General features: G+C 51.2%; 18 protein-coding genes. 8 read left to right on the top strand and 10 right to left on the bottom strand.

The window, feature by feature from the left end:
• Window positions 1–17: 17 nt before the first annotated feature.
• Window positions 18–4,403 (bottom strand): translocation/assembly module TamB domain-containing protein, encoded by a 4,386-nt coding sequence (locus JSQ97_RS01730; protein WP_205074466.1) that lies wholly within the window; start codon window positions 4,401–4,403, stop codon window positions 18–20.
• A gap of 75 nt (window positions 4,404–4,478) precedes the next feature.
• On the opposite strand from JSQ97_RS01730, the gene tmk reads away from it, so the two are divergent.
• The 5 genes from tmk to JSQ97_RS01705 all read left to right on the top strand — a co-directional run bounded on the left by tmk (window position 4,479) and on the right by JSQ97_RS01705 (window position 8,601).
• The gene (gene tmk, locus JSQ97_RS01725; RefSeq protein WP_205074465.1) at window positions 4,479–5,096 is read left to right on the top strand and encodes a dTMP kinase; all 618 of its coding nucleotides are present in this window, start codon (window positions 4,479–4,481) and stop codon (window positions 5,094–5,096) included.
• Window positions 5,093–5,722, top strand: a complete 630-nt coding sequence (locus JSQ97_RS01720) for a hypothetical protein (RefSeq protein ID WP_205074464.1) — start codon at window positions 5,093–5,095, stop codon at window positions 5,720–5,722. The genes tmk and JSQ97_RS01720 overlap by 4 nt, the downstream gene beginning before the upstream one ends.
• Before the next feature lie 11 nt (window positions 5,723–5,733).
• Window positions 5,734–6,846 carry a 3-dehydroquinate synthase gene (locus JSQ97_RS01715; RefSeq protein ID WP_205074463.1) on the top strand — a complete coding sequence of 371 codons (1,113 nt, stop codon included), beginning with the start codon at window positions 5,734–5,736 and terminating at the stop codon, window positions 6,844–6,846.
• Between the two features lie 5 nt (window positions 6,847–6,851).
• Window positions 6,852–8,045 (top strand): cysteine desulfurase family protein, encoded by a 1,194-nt coding sequence (locus JSQ97_RS01710; protein ID WP_205074462.1) that lies wholly within the window; start codon window positions 6,852–6,854, stop codon window positions 8,043–8,045.
• 124 nt (window positions 8,046–8,169) lie between these two features.
• Window positions 8,170–8,601 carry a DUF3276 family protein gene (locus JSQ97_RS01705; RefSeq protein ID WP_205074461.1) on the top strand — a complete coding sequence of 144 codons (432 nt, stop codon included), beginning with the start codon at window positions 8,170–8,172 and terminating at the stop codon, window positions 8,599–8,601.
• A 203-nt stretch (window positions 8,602–8,804) separates the two neighbouring features.
• Here the strand turns inward: JSQ97_RS01705 and JSQ97_RS01700 are convergent, their stop codons facing one another.
• Window positions 8,805–10,901: an elongation factor G gene (locus tag JSQ97_RS01700; protein WP_205074460.1), complete on the bottom strand. Its 2,097-nt coding sequence runs from the start codon at window positions 10,899–10,901 to the stop codon at window positions 8,805–8,807.
• 198 nt (window positions 10,902–11,099) lie between these two features.
• On the opposite strand from JSQ97_RS01700, the gene JSQ97_RS01695 reads away from it, so the two are divergent.
• From JSQ97_RS01695 to JSQ97_RS01685, 3 genes are all read left to right on the top strand, one after another.
• Entirely contained in the window at window positions 11,100–12,866 is a 1,767-nt protein-coding gene (locus tag JSQ97_RS01695) for a phosphohexomutase domain-containing protein (protein ID WP_239446859.1), read from the top strand.
• A 192-nt stretch (window positions 12,867–13,058) separates the two neighbouring features.
• The gene (locus JSQ97_RS01690; RefSeq protein WP_205074458.1) at window positions 13,059–14,843 is read left to right on the top strand and encodes a phospho-sugar mutase; all 1,785 of its coding nucleotides are present in this window, start codon (window positions 13,059–13,061) and stop codon (window positions 14,841–14,843) included.
• A complete protein-coding gene (locus JSQ97_RS01685) occupies window positions 14,827–15,408 on the top strand; it encodes a 3'-5' exonuclease (RefSeq protein ID WP_205074457.1) in 582 nt (193 codons plus the stop codon). Before JSQ97_RS01690 ends, JSQ97_RS01685 begins: the two co-directional genes overlap by 17 nt.
• A 95-nt stretch (window positions 15,409–15,503) precedes the next feature.
• Here JSQ97_RS01685 and JSQ97_RS01680 read toward each other — a convergent pair whose 3' ends face one another.
• The 8 genes from JSQ97_RS01680 to JSQ97_RS01645 form a co-directional block, all read right to left on the bottom strand.
• Window positions 15,504–16,397, bottom strand: a complete 894-nt coding sequence (locus JSQ97_RS01680; protein ID WP_205074456.1) for a M23 family metallopeptidase — start codon at window positions 16,395–16,397, stop codon at window positions 15,504–15,506.
• Between the two features lie 142 nt (window positions 16,398–16,539).
• Window positions 16,540–17,763 (bottom strand): HD domain-containing protein, encoded by a 1,224-nt coding sequence (locus JSQ97_RS01675; protein WP_205074455.1) that lies wholly within the window; start codon window positions 17,761–17,763, stop codon window positions 16,540–16,542.
• Window positions 17,763–18,566: a hypothetical protein gene (locus JSQ97_RS01670; RefSeq protein ID WP_205074454.1), complete on the bottom strand. Its 804-nt coding sequence runs from the start codon at window positions 18,564–18,566 to the stop codon at window positions 17,763–17,765. The genes JSQ97_RS01675 and JSQ97_RS01670 overlap by 1 nt, the downstream gene beginning before the upstream one ends.
• 125 nt (window positions 18,567–18,691) lie before the next feature.
• Window positions 18,692–20,455: a DNA repair protein RecN gene (gene recN, locus JSQ97_RS01665; protein WP_205074453.1), complete on the bottom strand. Its 1,764-nt coding sequence runs from the start codon at window positions 20,453–20,455 to the stop codon at window positions 18,692–18,694.
• The gene (locus tag JSQ97_RS01660) at window positions 20,433–21,290 is read right to left on the bottom strand and encodes an NAD(+)/NADH kinase (protein WP_205074452.1); all 858 of its coding nucleotides are present in this window, start codon (window positions 21,288–21,290) and stop codon (window positions 20,433–20,435) included. Before JSQ97_RS01660 ends, recN begins: the two co-directional genes overlap by 23 nt.
• 11 nt (window positions 21,291–21,301) lie before the next feature.
• Window positions 21,302–22,366 carry a DegT/DnrJ/EryC1/StrS family aminotransferase gene (locus JSQ97_RS01655; protein ID WP_205074451.1) on the bottom strand — a complete coding sequence of 355 codons (1,065 nt, stop codon included), beginning with the start codon at window positions 22,364–22,366 and terminating at the stop codon, window positions 21,302–21,304.
• 8 nt (window positions 22,367–22,374) lie between these two features.
• Entirely contained in the window at window positions 22,375–22,854 is a 480-nt protein-coding gene (locus tag JSQ97_RS01650) for a chemotaxis protein CheW (RefSeq protein ID WP_187384954.1), read from the bottom strand.
• A 360-nt stretch (window positions 22,855–23,214) separates the two neighbouring features.
• On the bottom strand, window positions 23,215–23,988 hold the full coding sequence (locus tag JSQ97_RS01645) for a ComF family protein (protein WP_205074450.1): 774 nt from the start codon (window positions 23,986–23,988) through the stop codon (window positions 23,215–23,217).
• Window positions 23,989–23,996: the final 8 nt, after the last annotated feature.

The following is a 23,996-nucleotide window of genomic DNA, read 5'->3' as shown; positions in this document are numbered from 1 at the left end:
TTTATTTCATAAAATTTTCAAAACGAAAATCGCCACGAAAGCGTCAACGCCGTTGAAGGAACGATCACATTATTCAATATCGCAGTGATATCGGGGGTCATGTCCCATCTGATATTTGCAAACGGCGCTTCGAGTTCGAAACCGAATTCCGGCTGGAACGTTATCCCCTGTACCGTCGTACTGTCGTCGATCCTCGTTTTATCGTACACCAAATGCATGAGCGCATCCGCATACAATACGCTTCCGAAGTATTTACCAATATAAACAGTCGAATTATCGAGAAAGTTACCGGCCGACAGATCCCTGCGGCTCAAGTCTCCCGAAAAACCCATCCTCAACGTATTCTGCAAAACGGTCGTTCTCACGGAAAATATATCAAAATTCAACCAATCGCGCAACTTGTTTTCGATCGCGCGCCCGATCGTCGACTGAACGGCATAATCCGTGGTCGCGATAAAGATATCGCGCATATTTCCCGAATCGCCGGCGACGATCTGCCCCAAAAGCGTCCGTATTTCCGCTTCCGATTTTGCAGGAATCGACGAAACCTGCGGATTGAAATCGAGGAGCGGCTGATTTTCCGCCGAAAGAATGATGCGTATGTCGCCTCCGTTCACATCGCGTTCGCGTACTTCGGCGCGCACCGTGATGCGCGGATTGAAGGCTTCGTCCGTATCGCTGAAACGGAGCAGTCCCTGTCTGAGATAAAAATTGCGGTTCAAATACGCGATGTCGCCGGAACGCAGATGCATATCGCCCGCTATCGAAAACGAATCGCTCGTCTGATCGGCTTTGACGTTGATGGAATCGCCGGGCACGAATACGCATCTGAGCAGCGGATCGAACACGAGGTTGACGTGCGGACCGAAGACGACGTCGACATTCGCTCTCGCCGGAATGATATAATTCACATCGCGCTCTTTGAGCAATTCGGACATACGGAATTTCGCTTTTACGTCTTCGACGTACACTTTTCCCGTAACATCGAAAATTTTGTCTTGGATGGACAGATGTAAATCGACGCCCGCCCTGCCGTTAAAATCCGCGATATCGATATCCAGATCCGCAGGCGCGGTTTTATTCGGCGGGGTACGGACAGTCGCTTCGAGACGGTCGAAAGTCCAACGGTCGAAATATATCTTACCGGCGACATCGATGGAGCTGTCCCGCACACCCATCGTTACGGGAGGAAGCGTTATTTCATTGTGATCCATCAGCAAAAAAAATCGCTCTTGCGTAATATGCGAGGGGATGACTTTCGGAAAATTGAAATCCGGCTTTTCGACGGAAAAACTGCCGCTGAATTCGGGATCCGACAAAAGTCCGCCTATATGCGCTTCTCCGATCAACACGCCGTTATAGATTGTCACGATGTCATTTGAAATATGAGACATGAGGGCGGCCAAATCGACTGAGACATCGGACACCCGTATATCGAGCTTTTGCGACGCGATCGTTCCGCTGATGCCGGAGCGGAATGACCTGTCGTTCGAAATGCGCAAGTCGAGGACGCCCGTATCGGTGATGCTGCCCGAAACGCCGAGCGACGCAGACGAAGTGATAAACGCATTTCCTTCGGTGTATAAAAGCGTAAGCGAAAACGGAAACGGGTTTACAAAAAAAGAACCCGAAGCTCCCGGCGACGAAAGCGTCAGTGCAAACGATAAAGGGGCTGCCCCTCTTTTTTGAAATGCGGTATCCGAAATTGCGAGCGAAAGCGGCAGTTTGACGCTCTTTTTCATAACCGTCGTCGTTATGTCGGCCGATACGTTTCCGGTGTACGATGAGAATGAAAAGCCGGCGCGGACGTTATCGACGAGCAGTCTGCCGTATGAGAGGTGCATCGAATTGACGGAAAGGTTTCGATCTTCGAGCGTCGCGCTTCCGTTTGCGGAAAGCAGCACACCCGCAAGCATCACATCGGCGTCGTCGACGGAAAGCGTCACGTAAGGATTTTCGAATGTTCCCGTCGCGCTCATCGACGCGGTCAGTCGATTGTTTTCGCTTTGTTCGGCCACAAAGCGGTTCAAATCGATATTGCCGAATAAAACCTCCGCATTGAAATACAAATTCTTTTTCAGCATTTCGACTGAAAACGGCGCTCCGTCGGGATTGTTGATTTCCGCGCTCGCCGTCACCGATTCTTTTGAAAGCGGATTTGTCATCGTCATGTCGATATGTGCGGAATCGAATCCGCGATCGCTCGTGTTGACGGTACACTGAGATGAACCTGTGAGCGCCGAAAAAGAATCCGTATACGAAACCGAATCGAAAACCGCTCCGTACTTTGTCACCGTGCCCGACAAAAGCACGTGCGGCGAAAAAGAAAATTTTCCGCCCGCATCTTCCGATTCGAGCCGAGCGATATGTACGGCAAAACCTTCGTCTTTCGTATACGCAAAGCCCGCTTCCGTAGAAAGCGTAAAAATCGTTCCGAGCGCCTGCAGCGGAAAATTTTCCATCGCGAGAGAACCTTCCATACTGCCGTTATCGTAGCGCTGAAACTCGGCGGCAAGGTTATAATCGCCCGACACGCTGACGACATTGGGCATGATGTTTCCGGTAAAGTGATAGGGAACCGATTTGTGCAGTACATCGAGCGTAAAAAACGAAGCCGACGAATCGGGTGCGCGGTCGATTTCAGCCGAAGCGGAAAAGGTATCTCCCTTGTACACGACATTGAGCTGCGATACTTGCAATGAAGATTCGTTTCCGTCGAAGGACAAAAAGAGCGCTTCGTTTTCTTTTTGCGTATTCACAAAAAGAGCATAGGGCGCATTGTAGGAAACCGATTTCAAATCGGACGAAACGTAAAGTTCGCCGGTAAACACGTAAGGGGCAAGGCGCGGCGCAAACGACGACAGCGAAGCGGATGTGTCTTCCGTTAAAAAAAAGGCTCCCGCTTCGGCCGCACTGTCGAGGTAAAAATTGTTGATGTCGATCCCCGCTTGAATATAATTCGTGCGTGCAAGATAACTTCCGTCTATTCGAAGCGAGCCGGGCGTGTCCGCTTCGGCGTGCGCGTAGTCGGAAAGTTCAAAACTGTAATCGACCGAATTTCCGTTCGGTATCACGCGCGCTTCAAGTGCGGTAAAGTTTTTTTCTCCGAGGTGCACTTCGGGAGCGAAACAGACAAAACCCCGATCGAGCGGATCGAAATACAATTCGGCTGAAAGCGCATTCCCGTTGGGAAGGGCAATACGCTTTGCATCGACGATACCCGAAAGACGCATACCGTCGATGCGATATAAAAGCGAAGCTTCGGCATCGCAGTTTTCCCCGGAGACGACGAGGTGCGGGATCGAAACTTCGTCTTTTGTGCCGGACACATCGTAACGCACGGAAAGAGAACCTCTCACAATCGTTTCGGGAACGAAAAAGCTGCCGCCGCTTGTATACGAAAGCGATTTTTGTTCGGCATCGTATTCGGCAGACCCCTTTGCCGTAAGCGATACTTCTCCTATGCGGCGCACGAAGTCCGCACGCCGCCGGGACGAAATAAACGATGAAAGTCTAAAACGCTCGGCGGCGAAAGAGGCTTCGGCCTTTTTCGAATCGATGTCGTAGGATGCGCTCATCATAAGCGGAAACGCCGACTGAAAGGTGCGCACGGAAATGACGCGGTCGTCGTAGGATGCGCGGAAGCTCAGTCTGCCGAACGAAAAATCGCCGCCTGTCATATTCGAAAAGCGTGCAACGAGGGAGCTTCCGTTTAAGCCCGAACGGACGGAACTCGAAAGCGTATATTTTCCCGAAACACGCATACCCTTTGCGCCGTATAAAACCGCATCCGATGAGCCGCGCGCGCTCACGCCGAGCGAGCGGGAAGCTTCATTGTACACGGCATCCGCAGAGCGTATCGTAAACGACGCATCCGCATAAGCGCTCCGATATCGAATGCGTACGTTTTTTATTAAAAGCGAAAACGGCAAGTCGACGCTGATGCGCGAAAAGTCCGTCCGTTTAGCGTTCCGCTTTGCGCCTCCCTCTTTTGTAAGCGATGCGAGTCTTTCAATGATCGCTCTGTCGGCTGCATCGTCGTAATCGACGGCGACGCCGTCTATCGTCAAACTTTTAAAGGCGCTGTCTATGTCGCCTTGAAGCAATTTCAGCAATCGGTAGCGAAGCGTGATCCGTCTGATCGACACGAGCGCTTTGCCGTCGGCGGCGGAGCTGAGGACTATACCTTTTATATTGAAAACCGTTAGAATGGACGGCGACAGCGACGCATACGAAAAGGTAAGACCTGTCGTATCTTCGAGCATCGTCCGCATCGTTTGTACTCGGTGCGAAATGTTTTCGGTGAGTGCCTTATAGATCGGACGGACGCATGCAAACGACGCGAGGAGTATGATGAGAAAAATCAAAATGTATAAACTGCGGATAACCGATTTTTTACTCATGCAGCCGCCGGATCCTCAAAGCGAAATCGCAAACCCCATCATATCAGAATATCGGAAAAAGTGCAGGCGTTTTCTATGATATTGCATAATTTTATCGTATTCGAAGGCATAGACGGATCGGGTACGTCGACACAGCTCGGCATCCTCAAAAAAAAGCTCGGCGATAAAATCTTTGCAACGGCAGAACCGACGGAACTCCCGACGGGGCTTTTTTTGCGCCGTATGCTCAAAGGCGAATTTTCGGTAGACGAGCGGACGGCGGCCTTTCTCTTTGCCGCCGACAGATGTGAACACATCTACGGAAAAGGCGGCATCACGGAGCACGTGCAGAACGGCAAAATCGCCGTAAGCGACCGCTACATCTTTTCAACGCTCGCCTATCAGTCGGCTTCGTTCGGAGATGACATCCCTCACCTCGTAAACAGCGCGTTCCCGCTTCCCGAAGCGCTTTTTTATTTCCGTATCGACCCGTCGCTTTCGTTCGAGCGCGTCGTACATCGCGCAGGGCAAAAAGAAATCTACGAAAAAGCCGATTTTCAAAAAAATACCGCCCGCCGCTACGATGCGGTCATCGAAGCGTTTGCAAAAAAAGAAGCGATGAACATAATCACGCTCGACGCATCGCGTCCCATAGAAGAAACAGCGGAAAAGATATGGAGTTACTTTGAAAATCTGCCGATATTGAAATCGTGAAAAAGTATTTTCTGCATATCGCGCGCATCGTCGCCGTTTTGCTCCTCTTTTCCCTCGGCATCCCTGTGCCCTTAAGCGCGTATATGGTCAAATACAAAGAGGATTTTTATCGCCTCTATCACATCCACTACCAGCAGTATCCCGACGACTGCATCGAAAACATCTATTGGCTTGAAAAAGCGGTGCAGGCGGACTTTTGCAATCCGCTCTACGCCGGCTTAAAAATCGAAACGAAAAAAGAATGGGAAAAATACCGCTACCTCTTTCAAATGCATTTAAATCTCAAACTCATCGAACAGCACTTGCGGCTCGGCAGAACCTACGATAAAAAAATCGCGTATTTTTACGATGCGCCGTGGAAAGACGAATACGTGCGCGATTTGGAAAAAGCGCTTTCGTGCTATACGGCGGGACTCTATTATTGGAAAGAAGCCCTGCTGTGGGCGGAAAAAGCGAATGCGGTCTCGTTCGATTTTTTGTTTATCACCGAACGACAGTTTTGGGAAGACGAACGCGAGCGCATAAAAAACGGCAGTCTCGATTACGGAAAAATGCTCGCACGGGAAATCGCGCGCGTACAAAAAGTGCGCGACGCTTTTCTTGCAATGGACACGAAAAGCTATTAAAATATCCTCTTATGGATACTATCGTACGCATCTCCTATCCGCCCGTTCATCCGGGAACGGATGCTACCGACATAGTCTTTTCAGAAACATCTCCCGACTTTATCGATCTCTTTAAGCCCGGAGAAAAAACGGGACGCCGACGCTTTTTCGTCACCGATGCAAAGGTCGCAACGCTGCCTCTTTTTGCGCCTTTTATCGCAAGATTCGACGACGGAATTTGCGGAGACGACAGACTTGTCATACTCGGTTCGGGCGAAGGATACAAAACGATCGAAAGCGTCCTTACCATCGTAAAAAATGCGATCGATGCGGAGTTTTCGCGAAAGGATATTTTTGTCGCCGTCGGAGGAGGAGTCATCTCGGACATAACGGGTTTTGCGGCATCTCTTTTTAAGCGGGGCGCATCGTGCGCGTTCGTACCGACGACGCTGCTTTCGATGGTCGATGCGGCGATCGGCGGAAAGACCGGATGCGATTTTAATAATTATAAAAATATGATCGGCTCGTTTTACCCCGCCGAATCGATATACATTTTCCCGGAATTCGTGCAATCGCTTTCCGAAGACCAATACCGATCGGGACTCGCCGAATCGTTTAAAACCGCGCTTTTGTACGACGCCGAACTCTACGACGTATTTAAAAACGAAAGCGAAAAGATACGCTCGCGCGACAAAGAGGCGGTAAGCCTCATTATTAAAAAATGTGCCGCGGCAAAAGCTTCCGTCGTCGAGCGGGATTTTACCGAACAAAATATCCGTATGTATTTGAATTACGGTCACACTTTCGGCCACGCACTCGAATCGCTTGCGGGTCTCGGGAGCGTCACGCACGGAGATGCGGTCGCGTGGGGCATATCGCGCGCCGCCGCTCTCAGCTGCAATATCGGTTTGTGCAGCCGAGCGTATAAAGACGAAGTGCTCTCCGTCCTCGAGCGCTACGGCTGGGAAACCGATCCCGTGCCCTCCATTATAAAAGGGGGTGCGACAGGAGAGAGACTCCTTTCTATCATGCACAAAGATAAAAAAAATATCGGCGGCGGCGTTCGTCTCGTTTTGCAAAAAGGTCTGACCGAAACGGTTTCCGAAACCGTCGGCGACGATGTCATCTTAAACGTTTTAAAATAATGCGTATGAAACAAAACAATATCGATCATTATTTTGACTGGGCGGCGACCGCACCCTCCGACAAAGATATTTTGGAAGCCTCTCTTGCAGAAACTTTTTCGGCGTGGGGAAATCCTTCGAGCGTACACTCGGTCGGAAAAGAAGCGAAACGGCTTTTGGAAAAAGCGCGTGCACTATGTGCCGCATCTTTGGGAGTGCCGTCCGAAACGATTTACTTTACGTCGGGCGGAACCGAAAGCGACTGCATTCCCCTCCTCTCCTTGCTGAACCGGCCGCAAAAAGGCACCGTACTCATAAGCTCCGTAGAGCATCCGGCAGTCCGCGAACAGGCGGAATCGTTGACAAAATGCGGATGGCACGTCGTCCGCATTCCGGCGACAACGGGCGGCATCATAACGAAAGAAGCGGTGCTGTCAAAACTCACCGACGACACCGCCCTCGTCTGTGTCATGGCGGTCAACAACGAAACGGGCGCGATTCAGCCGATCAAAGACATAGCGGATGCGCTTGCAAAAGAAAGCGGAAATAAACGAAAAGCGAAACTGCACGTCGACTGCGTTCAGGCGGCGGGAAAAATTCCGTTCGAACTTTCACACTTAAGTGTCGCAAGCGCGGCTTTCAGCGCCCACAAAATCGGCGGACCCAGGGGAATCGGCATACTCTACCTTGCCGACACGATCGAATCTTTTTTCCGCGGCGGCGGACAGGAAAAAAATATACGAAGCGGAACGGAAAACGTATACGGTGCGCTCGCATTTGCGCGCTGCCTCGAACGCTACTGCATTTCGAATACAAACGAAAAAGCGCGCGCGCGTTTTGAAACGCAAAAAAAATTAACAAAATCTTTTATAAGAAGCCTTTCCGAAATTGCAGGGTGCACGATTATCCCCGAAGCGCGGCTCGACGTCCGACACGAAGACGAATATTCTCCGTGGATCGTGCAGGCGTCTTTTAAAAACATTCCGGGACAAGTGATGCTCCGCGCACTCGACGCCGAGGGATTTTGCGTGTCGACCGGAAGCGCGTGTTCTTCGCACAAGGGGCAGCATAAAGGCGGAAGCGCGGTTTTACAGGCGATGAACGTGAGCGCATCCGTCCGCGAAGGTGCACTCCGCTTCAGTTTCGGGCCGCGTACGAGCGAAGACGCGATGAAAGCGCTTGCAGTAAAGGCGGGCGAAATCGCCGCAAAATTCGCATAATCGACTGATGCCGGGAGTGCAGCCGATTTTTTACATTACACGCGATTTTTTAGAGAATACGGTTTCCGGCGCAGTTGCCCAAGCGCTCTTTTTATGATACTGTGAAGCGAACAGAGGACGGATTATGGGCGCACGCGGAGAACTCTTTACAACGCAAGTATATTTGGACAACCGGTCGTATTTTTTTAACGTCAAAGAAAACAGAACCGGCGATATATTTCTTCAAATCGTCGAAAGCAAAAGCCGCGACGGAGCGGACTTCGACCGCCATCAGATTGCGATTTTCGCCGAAGATATGCAGAAGTTTTTACAGGGCATGGATAAATCGCTTTCGTTTATCGACAAAGCGCGCAGAGCCCGCGTCAAAGCCGTCCGCGAAAAAAAAGCCGAAAAAGAAGCGAAGTACGCAAAAAAACTGTATTACGTAAAAGACGGCGAAAAAGAAGCGAAGCGCGACGACGGCATCAAGCGCACGGGCAGAGTTCACATCGTATCGAAGCGGAGCGGCGCGGATAAAGCAAATGATGCCGCACAGACAAGCGGCGAAGAAAATTAAGGGAAGGTTTAAAAGCACCGCTGAAATGGCGCGGCGCTTTTAACTTCGAGTTTTCTTTCGAAAACTCGCGGATCAACATATGCGCTCACGCGCATGAGATGGCTGTCGAAAATCTCTTGTATCGCAATCCTTTCTAAAAGACCTGTACCCCGTTGCAAACTCCCCTCGCGTTTTCGAAAATACCGCGAGGGGGTACATATCTCCTACTCTTCGGCAAATCCTGCAGCGGCTTTTTCGGCACGGGCGGCTACTTCTTTGCTCTGAATGTCGGCGGGAGCCTGTTCGTAGCGCGCAAATTCATAACTGTATTCTCCCCGTCCTCCGGTCATCGAACGGAGTCCCGTACAATAATCGAAGAGTTCCATCTGCGGAACGTCGGCTTCGATAATCTGTCTGCCGCCGGATGCGGGATTCATGCCGAGCACGCGACCCCTCCGCTTCGTCAAGTCTCCCATAATGTCTCCGGTGTACGCATCGGGGACGACAACTTTTAAATTGACGATCGGCTCGAGGAGTACAGGGCTCGCTTCCATAAAGCCTTTTTTAAACGCGAACTTCGCCGCCGTTTTAAATGCGATTTCGGACGAATCGACCGGATGATAGGATCCGTCGTAGAGCGTCGCCTGTACGCCGACGACGGGATAAGCCGCAAGCGGACCGCGGGCAGTCGATTCGGCGATGCCTTTTTCGACTGCGGGAAAATAATTTTTCGGCACGGAGCCGCCGACGACTTTTTGATCGAACTCGTAGGCTTTCGTAAAATCTCCGGTCGGAGCAAAGCGCATTTTGACGTGTCCGTACTGCCCGTGTCCGCCGGTTTGTTTTTTGTATTTGTGCTCGACGTCGGAATTCTTTTTGATCGTTTCGCGGAACGCGACTTTCGGTTTTTCGATCCGCAAATCGATTTTATATTCGTCTTTCAAAATGTTTTGAATGACATCGAGGTGCATATCGCCCATGCCGTACATGAGCATCTGTCCGTTGACGGAATCGTTGACCGTTTTAAACGTCGGATCTTCCGCAGAAATTTTTGCCATCGCCTGCGCGATTTTATCGACGTCGGCTTTATTGACCGCGTGATAGCGCAGATACGTATACGGCACGGGAAGATCCTGTCTGGGATATTGGATCGGCGTCGCCTTCGTCGAAAGCGTATCGCCCGTCTTTACGTCATTGAGTTTCGCGACGGCTCCCAAATCGCCGGCATGGAGTTCGGAAATCTCAGTCGTCTTATTGCCCTGCATGATGTAGAGCTTTCCGATTTTGAATTCGGATGCAGTGGATACGTTGTAGACGAGATCGTCGGTTTTAAATATACCCGAGCGGATTTTAATAAGACTGTATCTGCCGAGGAAGGGATCGACGATCGTCTTAAATACGAACGCCGTTTTCGGCTTAAGCACGTCGAAGTTCGCTTTGAAAATTTCGTTCGTACTCGTATTGATGCCTGACACTTTGCGGCTTTCCGCCGACGGCATATACTTTTCGATATCGTCCATGAGGTTGTACACGCCGTGCACCGCAGTACCCGAACCCATGCACACCGGTACGATGGAACCGTCCTGTATGGAAAGGCGTACCGCTTCCCGTATTTCCGTTTCGGAAAATTCTTCGCCCGCAAAAAAGCGCTCCATAAAATCTTCCGACGTTTCGGCAATCGCTTCCATCAAAATCGTGTGATAGGCGGCCAAGTGCTCTTTCGAATAATCGGGTATATCCGTCGGTTCGACGACGCCGATCGCTTTGTAGCGGAACGCCTTTTGCTGGATGACGTTGACATAGCCGGTAAACTTGCCGTCGTCGCGGATCGGCATATTGAAAGGCGCGATCTTTTTACCGTACACCGCAGTCAAATCTTCGATCGCTTTTCTATAGGAAACATCGTCGATATCCATATCGGTTACGAAAAACATACGCGGCAGATGATATTTTTCGCACAGCTCCCACGCTTTTTCGGTGCCCGCTTCGATGCCCGATTTACCCGACACGACGATGATCGCGCCGTCGGCGACGCTCATCGCTTCATCGACTTCGCCTGCAAAATCGAAATAGCCGGGAGTGTCGAGGATATTGAATTTATAATCGTTCCACTCGACGGGAACGAGAGAGGTCCTGATCGATATGCCGCGCTTCTGCTCTTCTTTCGTAAAATCGCTGACGGTGTTTTTGTCTTCAACGCGTCCGAGCCTCGTCGTCAATTTGCTTAAATAGCACATCGCTTCGACGAGCGTCGTTTTGCCGGCGCCGCCGTGCCCGAGAACGGCAACGTTTCTGATTTTATCGGTTGTGTAGACCTTCATGATGCACTTTCCTCCAAATTTTATAAATATGTATTATTGTACTACGGGATCGGTGAAAACGCAAATATTTTTTTACGGCATTTACGGCACAGGTCGTTATAAAAAGCGCTCGTAAATCGGATACGCAAAGCGGAGTACTTTAACAGTACTTTAACAGGAGCATTTCATTTTGAAGCGCTTTGTGATAGAATGACAGTTATGGAACACAATATGATTCTTTCCGCGTCGGGCTGGCGCAAAGTTTTTGCAAAATCGGGCGATGAACAGGACACGACGAGCGAAATCGGATCTGAAAATACCGCGCTCGCCGTCATCGCCGCCGACGTTTTTTTCGATTATATCAGCGCCGCAACGGGACAAAAAAATCCCGTCATCGTATGCGGTACGGACACTCGCCCGACGGGAGGAGCCGTCGCATCGGCGATCGTACGAACGCTTCTCGCGCGAAAAGCAATCGTACGCTATCCCGGCGTCGTCGCGGCTCCGGAAATCATGGCGTACGCTCGAAAATTCGACGGCTTTATCTACATCTCCGCAAGCCACAATCCGATCGGTCACAACGGACTCAAAGTCGGCTTGAGCGACGGAGGCGTCGTAAACGCCGAAGAAAATGCGAAAATGGTCAAAGCCTTCGTCGAAAAATGCGCCGATCCCGAAGCGATGCAAAAAGCGGCGGCTCTCCTCAATTCGTGCAGTATGCGCGATGCGGAATGGGTATACGCGGAATCGCCGGGCTGTAAAAAAGATTCGCTTGCCGCATATAAAGCGTTTATCAAAGAAGTCGTCTCCGCTCTTCCCGAAGGCGCCGAACAGGACGCTCTTTTTTCAAACATCAAAAGCGCTGCCGAAAAAGCGCATATCGGTATCGTGTGCGATATGAACGGTTCGGCGCGTACGCTTTCGATCGACAAAGATTTTTTTGCCGAAAACGGTATCGGTTTTTATGCGATAAACGACAAAGCAGGCGCCATCGCTCACGAAATCATCCCCGAACCTGAGAATCTCGTGTGGTGCGCACAAGAGATGGAAAGGCTGCAAGCCGAAGGCAAAAGAGAGGCCGTCTTGGGCTATATGCCCGACTGCGACGGAGATCGGGGCAATATCGTCTATTGGAATGAAAAACAAAAAAAAGCCCTGCCTCTGAAAGCACAGGAAGTGTTTGCGCTTTCAGTCCTCGCCGAACTCGCATACGCCGACAAGCTCTACGCTGCAAAGAGCGGCTATAAACCCGCCGTTGCGGTCAACTGCTGCACGTCCATGCGCGTGGACGACATCGCAAAAGCATTCGGCGCAAAAGTTTTTCACGGAGAAGTCGGAGAAGCGAACGTCGTCAATACCGCACGAAGCGCGCGTGAAAAGGGCTTTACGGTGCGCATCTGCGGCGAAGGCGGAAACGGAGGGAACATCACGTACCCGTCCGCCGTCCGCGATCCGCTTTCTACGCTGTTCGCAATTATTAAATTATTGACTGCGGACGGTTTGTATAAAGCGTGGTGCGAAAAATCGCATCACACATACAAAGAACGCTTTACGCTCACCGACGTTCTCGAAACGCTTCCCGTCTACACGACAACCGGCGTTTCCGAACCCTGCGCCGTGCTCCGCCTAAAAACCGCAGACAACGCGGTACTCAAAGGAAGATTTCAGCGTATTTTCGAGCGCGAATGGAAGTCGAAAAAAGCGGAACTCGAAAAAAAATACGGCATCGTTTCATACGAAGCGGTTTTGACGAACGGAACGGAAGAAACTCGGAACGCTTCCGATTTTTCAAAGAGCGGTAAAGGCGGTCTCCGCATCATCTTTTTCGATAAAGATAAAAATCCGAAATCGTTTATGTGGATGCGAGGTTCGGGTACGGAACCCGTTTTCCGCATACTCTGCGACGTAAAAGGAGACGCGCACGACGAAGAGCGGATGCTCATCGAATGGGAAACGAAAATGCTTAAAGAGGCCGACAAAGCGTAAATGCGGAAAAAGCACGGTATCGGTATTTTAAATCGGCGGGCGTACGGTGATTTTGCTCCGCGCGAAAAACTTACGCGAAATTGAAGCAGTGCGTAAAACCTGCTATACTTGAACGGGGTGCCGCTCCCCCTTTCCAAAGAAAACGGGGTCTAAGGGGGACTCTCCCCTTAAAACTTTTTATGGGAGCATGATATGGAGAAATCGGAAATCTTAAAGCGCGCGAATGCGTACATCGCCGAAGAAAAAGATGAAAACTTTCGGAGCGAAGTCGAGGCGCTCATCGCAAAAGACGATATCAAAGAGCTCGAAGACAGATTTTATCAATCGCTCGAATTCGGCACGGGCGGACTTCGGGGCATAATGGGAGGCGGAACGAACCGCATGAACCCGCTCGTCATAAACCGCGCAACGCAGGGGCTCGCTTCTTACGTGATCAAAGCTTTTCCCGAAAAGGCAAAAGCGGGCACGCTTTCTGCCGTACTCGCCTACGACAGCCGAAAAAACTCCGACGTGTTTGCGGAAGCTGCGGCGTGCATTTTCGCGGCGAACGGCATCAAAGCCTATCTCTTTTCGTCGCTGAGGCCGACGCCCGAACTTTCGTTTGCCGTCCGCACGCTCGGTGCCGACACCGGCGTTATCGTAACGGCTTCCCACAACCCGCGCATCTATAACGGCTACAAAGTGTATTGGAATGACGGCGCGCAAGTGATTCCGCCGCACGACAAGGGTATCATCGGCGAAGTGAACGCCGTCAAAGAAATCAAAACGATGTCGAAAGACGAAGCGATAAAAGCCGGCAAAATCGTCCTCATCGATAAAGACATGGACGAAAAATTCTGGGACATGTGCAAAGCGCAGCTTTTCCGGCCGGATCTCATCAAAGCGCATGCGAAAGACGTCAAAATCGTCTACACTCCGCTTCACGGAACGGGCGGCATGCACGTCGAAAAAGTGCTCGGCGATTTGGGACTCAAAGTGATCACCGTTCCCGAACAGCGAGACCCCGACGGGAATTTTCCGACGGTCGAAAAACCGAATCCCGAAGAAGCGCCTGCGATGAAACTCGCGATAGCGCTCGGCGAAAAGGAAAAAGCCGACTGCATTATGGCGACGGATCCCGATGCCGATCGCTTCGGCTCGGCTTTCCCCGACAAAGACGGAAAATTCGTTTTGATAACGGGCAATCAAATGGGCGCGCTTTTTCTCGAATATATTTTGCTTTCACGGAAAGAGCTCGGCAAAATGCCTGAAAAACCCGCTGCCGTCAGAACAATCGTCACCTCACCGTTTATCGACTACATCTGCAAAAAATACGGCGTCAAAGTTTTCGAATGTTTAACCGGCTTCAAATGGATCGCAGCGATCGAAGCCGAGATGGAAAAAGACAAGTCCGCGAGTTACGTGTTCGGCTTCGAAGAGAGCTACGGCTATAAAATCGAAAAAGAAGTGTTCGACAAAGACGGCATTTCCGCTTCGGCGATGTGCGCGGAGATGACGCTCTATTGGAGGAACAAGGGCAAAAGCCTCCTCGAACACCTCGACGACATGTATAAAGAATACGGTTACTTCGAAGACAAAACGATCGAACAGTATTTCCCGGGTCCTACGGGCGGAGAAGCGATGCGCGGTATCATGACGAAGCTCAGAAACGAAGGGTTGAAGACGCTCGGCGGAAAACGCGTTAAAGAAATTCGCGACATCGAACGGAGCGTTTCGTTCGATCCGGCAAATCCGGCGACGACAAAACCGCTCGATCTTCCGAAAAGCAATGTGCTGCAGTTTTTCCTCGACGACGGAACGATCGTAAGCGCGCGGCCGTCGGGTACGGAGCCGAAAATAAAATTCTACATAAACTGCACGGTTCCCGTCGCCGGCAACAACGATGCGGGTCTTGCACAAGCGAAAAAAGAAGCCGCTCACCTCCGCGATGCGATCGCTTCGGAAATAAAATCCACGCTCGATGCGGCTGCCCAATAAACTTTTCCGCGATTACAAAAAACTGCTCCGCCTCGTAAACGGCGGGGCGGTTTTTGCGGCGATCGATACCGAAACGACGGGTCTTACTCCCGACACTTGCCGCATCATCGAAATCGGAGCCGTACTCTTCGATAAAACGGGCGTACTCGACACTTTCGCCTCTCTCGTAAATCCGGGAATCGCTCTGCCCTCTTTTACGAAAGAGCTTACACACATTACCGACGATATGCTTTCCTTCTCTCCGCCTGTATCTTCGGTTCTTCCGGCTTTTATCGAATTTATCGGAAGCGCTATCCTCGTCGCACACAACGCGCCCTTCGATTTGCTTTTTATCAATAAAGAATTGGAACGGAGCGGTATGCCTTCCATGTCGAACAAAGCGATCGACACGCTGAATTTGAGCCGATGGGCCTACCCTTCGGCAAAACATCATTCGCTGCAATACCTCGCAGCCGCTATGGGAATCGATGCGGAAAACGCACACCGCGCATCGGACGATGCGAAAACCTGTCGCAAAATATTTTTACGCTGCTTAAAAGACACCGAATCGGTGCAAAAAAAATAAATCGGATTTAAAAATTGTATACAACGATCATTCACCGCGATTTTCGATGCGCATCGGCCAAAGCCTGCGGCAATCGATACAGTCGGCGGAAACTTTCAACCGCGCGGCGCTTTTGCGGGGTCGATCGGCATACCGTTTTGGAAAACCATAAAGGTCAAACTCGGACTTCCCGCCGCATTTTTTCCGGCAGTGCCGACCGTATCTCCGCACACGACGTAGTCGCCTTTTTTTACGTGTACCGAACCGAGCCACGAATACGCGTAGATCAATCCCGTCTTCGATTCGACGAACACGATATTTCCGTAACCGCGGTACATTCCCGTGTACATGACGGTTCCCGCGCGGATCGATTTTACCGGTTCGTCTTTTTCAGCCGAAAGTTCGACGCCCGATACTTTACCCTTCGTGTAGACGACCGTCGGATGCTTTACCGGCCATAAAAGCGAAGAGTCTCCCGTTCCGGCAGGACTCTGAGATGAAGAGGAAGGCTTACCCGATGAAGGATTGTTCGGAATATTTTTTGCGACAGTTGCGGATTTTGCGGGCACTTTTATGTGCTGCCCTACTTTGATCACGGCATCATTTGCCATATTGTTTATCGAAAGCAGATCGTATAATTTTATATCGTATCTCCGCGCGATCGAATAAAGCGTATCGCCTTTTTGAACGGTATAGGTTTCCGCATTTTTTGCGATTTCGGAAACGGGCACATCCCCCTTTTTTTCCGGTACGGCGCTCAATGCCGCCGCATTCGTTATATCGGCCGACGGGATCGTCAATTTTTGCCCCGCTTGAAGCACATCGTTTTCCGAAAGATTGTTTGCCGTTCGAAGCTCTGCAACCGTAAGTTCGTAGCGGCGGCTTATCGAATAGAGCGTGTCGCCTTTTTTGACGATATACGTAGTGTCCGCAAAAACGGACGAGGAAAGTGCGATGATGAGGGCGGCATACAATACGAACGAGGACGATTTTTTTCCGTTGACTTTCATACCGTTATAATATCGGCAAAAAAAGCGAATTTAATGAGACGGACAAAGGCCTGCCGAAAAACTTCAGTTTGCGGTCGATTTCCTTGATATAATTATGCACCGCAGTCGGATAAGTGCGTTTTCGGCAATCGGAAGCGTCGCGTCAGGAAGCGACCGAATCCTGAAATAATTTTCCCGCATCGATGCCGTTTATCGTTTCACCCGGCGCATAGTGACCGAGAAGGCTCTCCCGCCCGTGCACCAAGTGTTCGGAGGTAATGCCGTGTTTGATCGAACTGTCGGCTTCGAGAAGAGCTGCAAGGTGATCGGAAAGGCGCACGAGACGGCCGTCGACGGGCTCAAAGGCGTCGCTGTTAAAACGTCCGTTCAAATCTTCAAACGAAACCGCTTCGCTCTTTCCGTCACGCCGTATGCGGTTCAGAAATTCGTCGTTCGTATAATAGCGCAGTTCGTCGGCAAAAAAATCTTCCATAAGCGGAACGAGTTCTCTGCCTGCGATTTCGTCTTCGATACGCTTTACGATATCGGGCAGCGCGTCGGTCGCCTGCTTTACAGGCGATATGATATCGCGAGTTACGGCTTCAGGCAAATCGTGAAAGAGAGCGCAAAAAAAATTATTAATAATTCTTCGCGAGCACATTTCGATTCCGGTACTTCGCGAGAGCAGCAGCGTCATCACCGCGACAAAATAGCTGTGCCCGAGCACGTTCGTTTTCGGCACTCGCGGCGTTTGATTCCAGCGCGTTTGAAAGCGCAGCTGTTCGATCTTTAATAAAAAATCGTAGGTCTTTTGATGCGTGAGCATCATCTGCAGCCCTTCCAAATCGAGGTAGGGACGGATCTGCGCTTGGAGTTCCGTTTCGATCTTTACGAGGCGCTCCCGCTCGTTGACGACGGAGAGCATTTGGAGTTCGCGCATCGTCGAATACTTGTGCGCCGCCTGCAGCACGCGGTAGGATGCCGTAAGAGAGGCGGGGATCGGAAGCGTTTCCGCTTTTTGTCCGACATATATCGTAAAGCGGGAAAAGAGTTCGTCGTCGTTTATGAGCGGGCGGTACTGAGAAAGCACCCATTCGTCGAGCCTTAAATATTCGGCGGTGTATTCTTTTTTTAACAAACGCTGCACGGGCGCTTTTATATCGCACAGAGAAATCTTTCGGAGCAGGTCGAACAGAGAGGCATAGGCCATCCATTCCCAATCGATCGCCTCTCCTTTGTGTTCTTCGAATTTTCCGATGATATAGGCGATCATCATTTTTTCGCCGGCTTTGTCCATTTCGATCAAATCGAAAGGCCGGATCAAATCGTTCCAGCGCTGGATGGAAAATCCTTCGAAAATCTTGAGAGCAAGCGCTTTACCGATCATTACGAACTTAAACCCGCTTTTTGATCGGCGTCCATTTTATCTTTCCAGATGACGGCCTTTTTTTTGATATCTTCGGCATTCGTTTTATCGCCGATCGCAAGGCAGAGTTTGTGGCGCGCAAGCAGGAATTTGATCGCGTTGCGCATATCGTCGATGCGCCTCGTCGAAAGCTCGTATTTATCGCGGTAGCCGTTTGCCGAAGCGTCGAGCAATTTTTGCAATTTGCGCACGTAAAGCACCGTCGTTTCGTAATCGGCAGAACTCGGTTCAAAATAATCCTTTGCGCCCTTTTTCATGTCGATGAGATTTTTTGCAACGGCGGCAAAGCGTCCTTCGAGTTCGACGAACGACCACTTCCACTTGCTGTTTTCGCCGAACGCATCTTTTAAAAGCCGTATGGCAAGACCGAGCTTTCTCATGAGCAGATAACGCTTTGCAATCGGTGTATTCGCGATGTTTTCCCATTTGGACGAAAGTTCGGAGTACGGCACATCGATAAAATTCGTTACGATATCTTCGAGATAGATGATTGCACGGTAAAGCGTTTTGCGCGATTCGTTGAGCGCGTCGTTATTTTTGACTTCGAGTATTTTCAGCGATAAACTGTTTTCCGCCATATAGAGGCTCGAAACGAAAACCATATCTTCGGCAAGCTGCAGCTTTTTATACGCTTCGCCCGCGTGGTCGCTTTTCATGAGGTCGACGAGCGTTTTTTCTTTTGCAAGCAGATCGTCGATCTGTTTTTGATAGGGCTGAATTGCTTTCGCAAGCTGTTCCCGCGTCGTTTCCGATATCTTTGCCATACCCGTCCTCCGAATAAAAGTCATTCTAAAAAGCCCTGGTCGCTTCAATCCCGCCGCGCTGTTTCGGCATCCCGTTTTATCGTTCCTTAATCCTTAAAAATTACACAGCGAGTAAATCTTCAGATTTATTTGCCGCCGAACCGTTCGAGCATCGACCGAGCGTGTTCAAGCGATTCGCTCGAATTTTCTCCGGAAAGCATGCGCGCGATCTCGTTTACGCGCTCCTCTCCCGAAACGCTGCGGCATCGTGACGACGTCTTGCCTTCCGACACGGCTTTTTCGATCTTTATCTGATTATCGGCATAAACGGCAATACTTGCAAGATGCGTTATGCACAATATCTGCCGGTTTTTCGCAAGGTTTTTGAGGTGACTTCCGACCGATACCGCGACTTCCCCTCCGATACCCGTATCGATTTCATCGAAGACGAGTGTGGCAACCGGATCGGTTTCGGCAAATATCGTTTTAAGGGCGAGCATGACGCGGGAAAGCTCACCTCCCGAAGCGATTTGAGCGAGCGGCAAAAGCGGAGAGCCGGGGTTCGCGCTTATTAAAAATTCTACATTGTCCATGCCGTAGGGGCCGCATTTTTGCACCGCGCCGCTTCCGGGCTTTTCTTCGACGCGCACCGAAAAACGAGTGCCCTTCATGCCGAGCTTTGCAAGCACCGATTCGACTTCTTTCGACATCGCTTCTCCCGCAGCCTTTCGTTTTTCGGAAAGCGCTTTTGCAGCCGTGTAGACGCGCCGTTCCGTTTCCGCCGCTTCTTTTTCCAGAGATGCTTTATCGGCAGTCCCCGCACCGAGCCGTTCGAGATTTTCTTCGGCTTCCGCCGCATACTGCAAAACTTCGGAAAGAGGCGCAGACGGAGACGATGCGTATTTTTTCTTTAAATTATAGATGAGGGAAAGACGTTCCTGCACTTCGGCAAGTCGTGCGGGATCGTAGACGAGCTTGTCTTTATACGCGGAAAATTCTTCGGCGATATCGGACACTTCGTAAAACGCCGATTCCACGCGCGAATCCAAATCGGAAAGCGTTTTATCCATTTCAAGCGCATGGGACGCATCGCGTCGCACTTGTTTTAAAATCGACACGGCTGAAGTTTCGTTGTCGGAAAGCATATTCACGATCGTATCGATGTCGGAGGCGAGCTTTTCGTAGGACGAAAGCCTCCCCTCCTCTTCAGAAAGCAGGGCATCTTCATCGGCTTTGAGCTTCGCCTCTCGTATTTCGTTTACCGCAAACGAATACATTTCGATTTTTCGAGAACGCTCTTCGCTCGATGCATTGAGTCCGTCGAGGAGTTTCCGCTTTTCGACGAGTTCGGCGTACAACGCGGTAAAACGGCGCACTTCTTCGGTGATGCCCGCCCTCGCGTCGAGAAAAACGCGGTGGCGGGGAACTTTCATAAGCGACTGATGATCGTGCTGTCCGTGAATGTCTACGAGAAGTGCCGAAAAAGAAGCCAAGTCGGCTCTCGTAACGGGCGTACTTTGGATCCATGCCGATGACTTTCCCGAGTCGCGGAGCGTGCGCCTCACGAGCACACGTCCGTCATCGCTTTCGATGCCGTGCTGCAAAAGCCATGCTTCCGCCGTTACGGCTTCTTCTTCGACGTCGGGTGAAGTCTGCAGGGCTTTCGGCACATCGCTTTCAGCGCTTTCGCTTTTTCCGCCGAGTAAAAAAGTTCCCGACACAGACGCTTCGTGAGCGCCGCTTCGGATCATCTGAGCGTCCGATTTTCCGCCGAGCAGAAACGACAGCGCACCGATGAGGATCGATTTGCCTGCGCCCGTTTCGCCTGAAAGCACGGTAAAGCCGCGCGGAAATTCTATCGAAACCGAATCGATGAGCGCAAAATCTTTAATCGTCAGGTCTTCGAGCATGAGGCCCTCCCGACCAATTCAATTTTGAACGAAGCGCGCTGCAAAATTTTTCCGTCGTGCAGCCCGCAAGCTTTACTTTGTGCGCGGCTTTCCGTACGGTGATGACGCTTTCAGCTTTCAGCGCAAAAGGCGTCTGCCCGTCTACGGTGATAAGCGCTGCCTCTTTCCGCACCGAAAGGAGCTTTATGCACACTTCTTCGCGCGGATCGAGCACGATGGGACGCGATGAAAGCGAAAAGGCGTTTATCGGAGTAAGAATAATCGCATCGAGTTCAGGATCGACGATCGGCCCGCCTGCAGACGCCGAATACGCGGTCGAACCGGTGGCCGTGCTGACGATGATGCCGTCCGTTTTAAAAACGCCGAGCGGCACGCCGTCGTAGGATACTTCAAGTGAAACGGTTTTTGCAGCCGTATCCGCGCTGACGACGACATCGTTCAAGGCGACGGCGGAAAAATCCCCGCGCAAACCGCGCGAAAACGAAACTTCGAGCATACTCCGCTCGCCGACGAACATCTCTCCCGCTAAAAAAAGCTCGAGCTTTTCTTTCCATTCGTTTTTTTCGATGCTCGCGATAAAACCGAATTCGCCCAAATTGACAGGGAATACGGGAATGCCGAGAGATGCGCAGCCGCGGGCGGCAAAGAGCACCGTGCCGTCGCCGCCGAGCGTTACGGCGAAATCGCAGTTCGAAAAAGGATTGGCGTCGCTGAAACCGTCAAAGCGGTAGAACGACGATGCTATGCTCTTTTCCGCCAAAAAACGCTTGATTTCATTTCCGAGCGCCTGCGATTCGGGTTTTGACGTATTGACGACGATACGGCACTTTTCCATACGGTTCCCGCTCACGGCAGCGTGCCGAGTACTTTGACGATCTGCGCCGTCTCGGCGTGCGTAAGCCGCGGATAGAGCGGAAACAAAACGCAGCGCAGACTGAGCGATTTCGCGCGGATACACGAAGGAGAAAGCGCTTCGTCGCGGAGCGCGATAACGGAATGTTCGAAAGCGCGGGTGATTTCGATACCTTTGCGGTCGGTATACTGTTTGACGTCTTTGTACGCGCTCGAAAGGACGAGCGGAAAACTACACATCGTCGACGCGCCGTCAAAATCGCGCACAAGCATTTTATGCCTGCCCGACATACAGGCGCGCTGAAAGATCGCAAAAATCTCCCTGCGTTTTTCTTCGTTTTTATTAAATTCGCGGAGTTCGACCCACGCGAGAGACGCGTTCAAATCGGGAAGCAAATCCGTAAGAGGCGCTTCGTCGGTGTATTTTTTAAGCGGAATCCAATCCCGCCTGCTTCCCGCCATGACGACAGCTCCCCCGCCCGCGGTGACGACATCGCGCTCTTCGAGGCTCAAAATGGCAAACACTCCGTACAATCCCGCCCTCGCGCGCGCGGCTTCGGCAGGCGTACGTTCCGTCCCCTTAGGAGAAGGGATCACCGAGCCGACGCTCTGCGAAATATCTTCTATGACGGGAATACCCAGAGAAGCGATCGCGTCCATATCCGGCATAATGCCGTTCGTTTCGTGCAGGAGGAGGATGCGCCCGCCTTTTTTGATCCCCTCGGAAACGATATCCGCAGTTACGAGAGCGGTCACTTCGTCGACGTCGAGTACGAGCGGCGTATAGCCGAAATCTTCGAGGGCGAGTATCTGCCACGAAGGAGCGAGAGCCGAAATCATCACGACCGTACCCCGTTCCGCGCCGAGCGCTTTCATCGCATATTTCAGCGCGATGGAAGGACTCCTCACGGCAACGGCACCGTCGCATTTGAAAAATTCTTTTACCGACTGGATAAAACGCGCGTTCATCTCGCCCGGTCCGATCTTTTCGTCGACCATGCAGGTGAGCACGGCGTCCATCTCTTTCCGTCTGATCGTTGTACTGTATGTTCGAATCATCGCGGCCGTTAAAAATCGACAATCTTTTGCAGTTCTTTCGGATTGAACAGCTTATGTATGTCGAGCATGATGAGATAGGTGCCGTTGTCGGAACGGATAACGCCTTGAATGTATTCCGAGCCGATACCGCTGAACATCTGCGGGGGATCTTTTATATCGTCGGCCGTCACCGGAACGACGCGCGCTACGCGGTCGATGATGATGCCGATCTTATTGTTTTCGATACTGAGGATGATAAAGCCGCCTTCGATATCGGTATCGATATCTTCGTCCCTGAGCGATTTCAGCCGAAAGCGCTTGTGCAGATCGATGATCGGAATGATTTCCCCGCGCAGGTTGATGATTCCTTCGACATAATACGGCGCGTTCGGAATGGGGCGCACATCCTGTATTTTTACGATTTCTTTTACATCCATGATATCGACGCCGTATATTTCATCGCCGAGCTGAAACGTTACGAGTTGAAATTGAGAATCTTCTCCGGCCATATGCGCTCCTTGAAAACTGTTCCCGCCATCATATACCATATTTGCACATTTTGCAACATTCAATCCGCACATCAGTACAAACACACCGGAAACCGTAGTCTCAAAAAAAACAGCGGGTAAGACAAAAATCGGCGGTACTTCCGGCAGCAGTCCTGCCGTTCGCCGCGACTGACCGTGATCGGAATCGGACTACGCGAACTTTTTTCAAAAAGTTCGCGTGCCATCGGTCAGAGCGGCTCGACGTCAGTCCCGCTGCCTTGCGTTCCGCCTTCTTTGTGTAATTATGCGCAGATTTTTCCGTGTATACATTTCCGGTGCGTTTGCCCTGCGTACTTCTGCGGAGTCGTTCCTCCCGCTTTATCAATCCGCGATAAAGAGGGTCACGGCGGACACTTTTTCGGCTCCGGCGGATTTTAAAACGGCGGCACAGCTTTCGATCGTTACGCCCGTCGTAAAAAGATCGTCGACGATGCACAGGTTTTTCGGCACCTTGCCGCCGAAACGTTTAAGTTCCTTTTTCAGTTTTTTTTCGGATTTCAGCGCGTATATTTTTCCGATCGATTCGAGCCGCGCTTCCCGTCCGAGCCGCTTTTGTTCGTCTGCCGTACGGCGTTCGAGGAGCCGGCATACGTCGTACCCGTAACGGTATTCCAAAAAACGGCACAGCTCTTCGATCTGATCCCAGCCTTTTTTGCGTATTTTTCCCGGACGCGGCGGTACCGGAACAACTACGCACCTTTCCGGCAGCTTTTTAAGGGCCGACGCTGCGCGCGAAGCGAAAAACGGCGAAAGCGCGCGTTCTCCTTGTATTTTCCAACGGAACAAAAGCACACTGTTCCACAAGCGATACGAATAGAGAGGAAAAACGGCATCCGTATGTACCAAAAGGCACTCCCGCCTGCAGCGCATACATACGCCGCGCTCGGATATGAGCGTTTTACCGCACACCGAACACCGCTCTCCCTCTCCACAAGGAGGCTCTGCAAAACACCGCTTTTCGCACGCGCCGCACAGAGGAATCACTCCCGCCTGCCCTCCGCAGACCGCACAAGCGTTTCCGCCGGTGACAAAGGACAGGACTAAGCGCATGGCGCACACTGCCCTTTCTTTCAATGCAAAAAAGAAGCGTTTCACACTCTATA

This window comes from Treponema sp. Marseille-Q4523, assembly GCF_016901105.1.
GTDB lineage: Bacteria > Spirochaetota > Spirochaetia > Treponematales > Treponemataceae > Treponema_D.
This window is presented reverse-complemented; position numbering and strand designations above follow the sequence as displayed.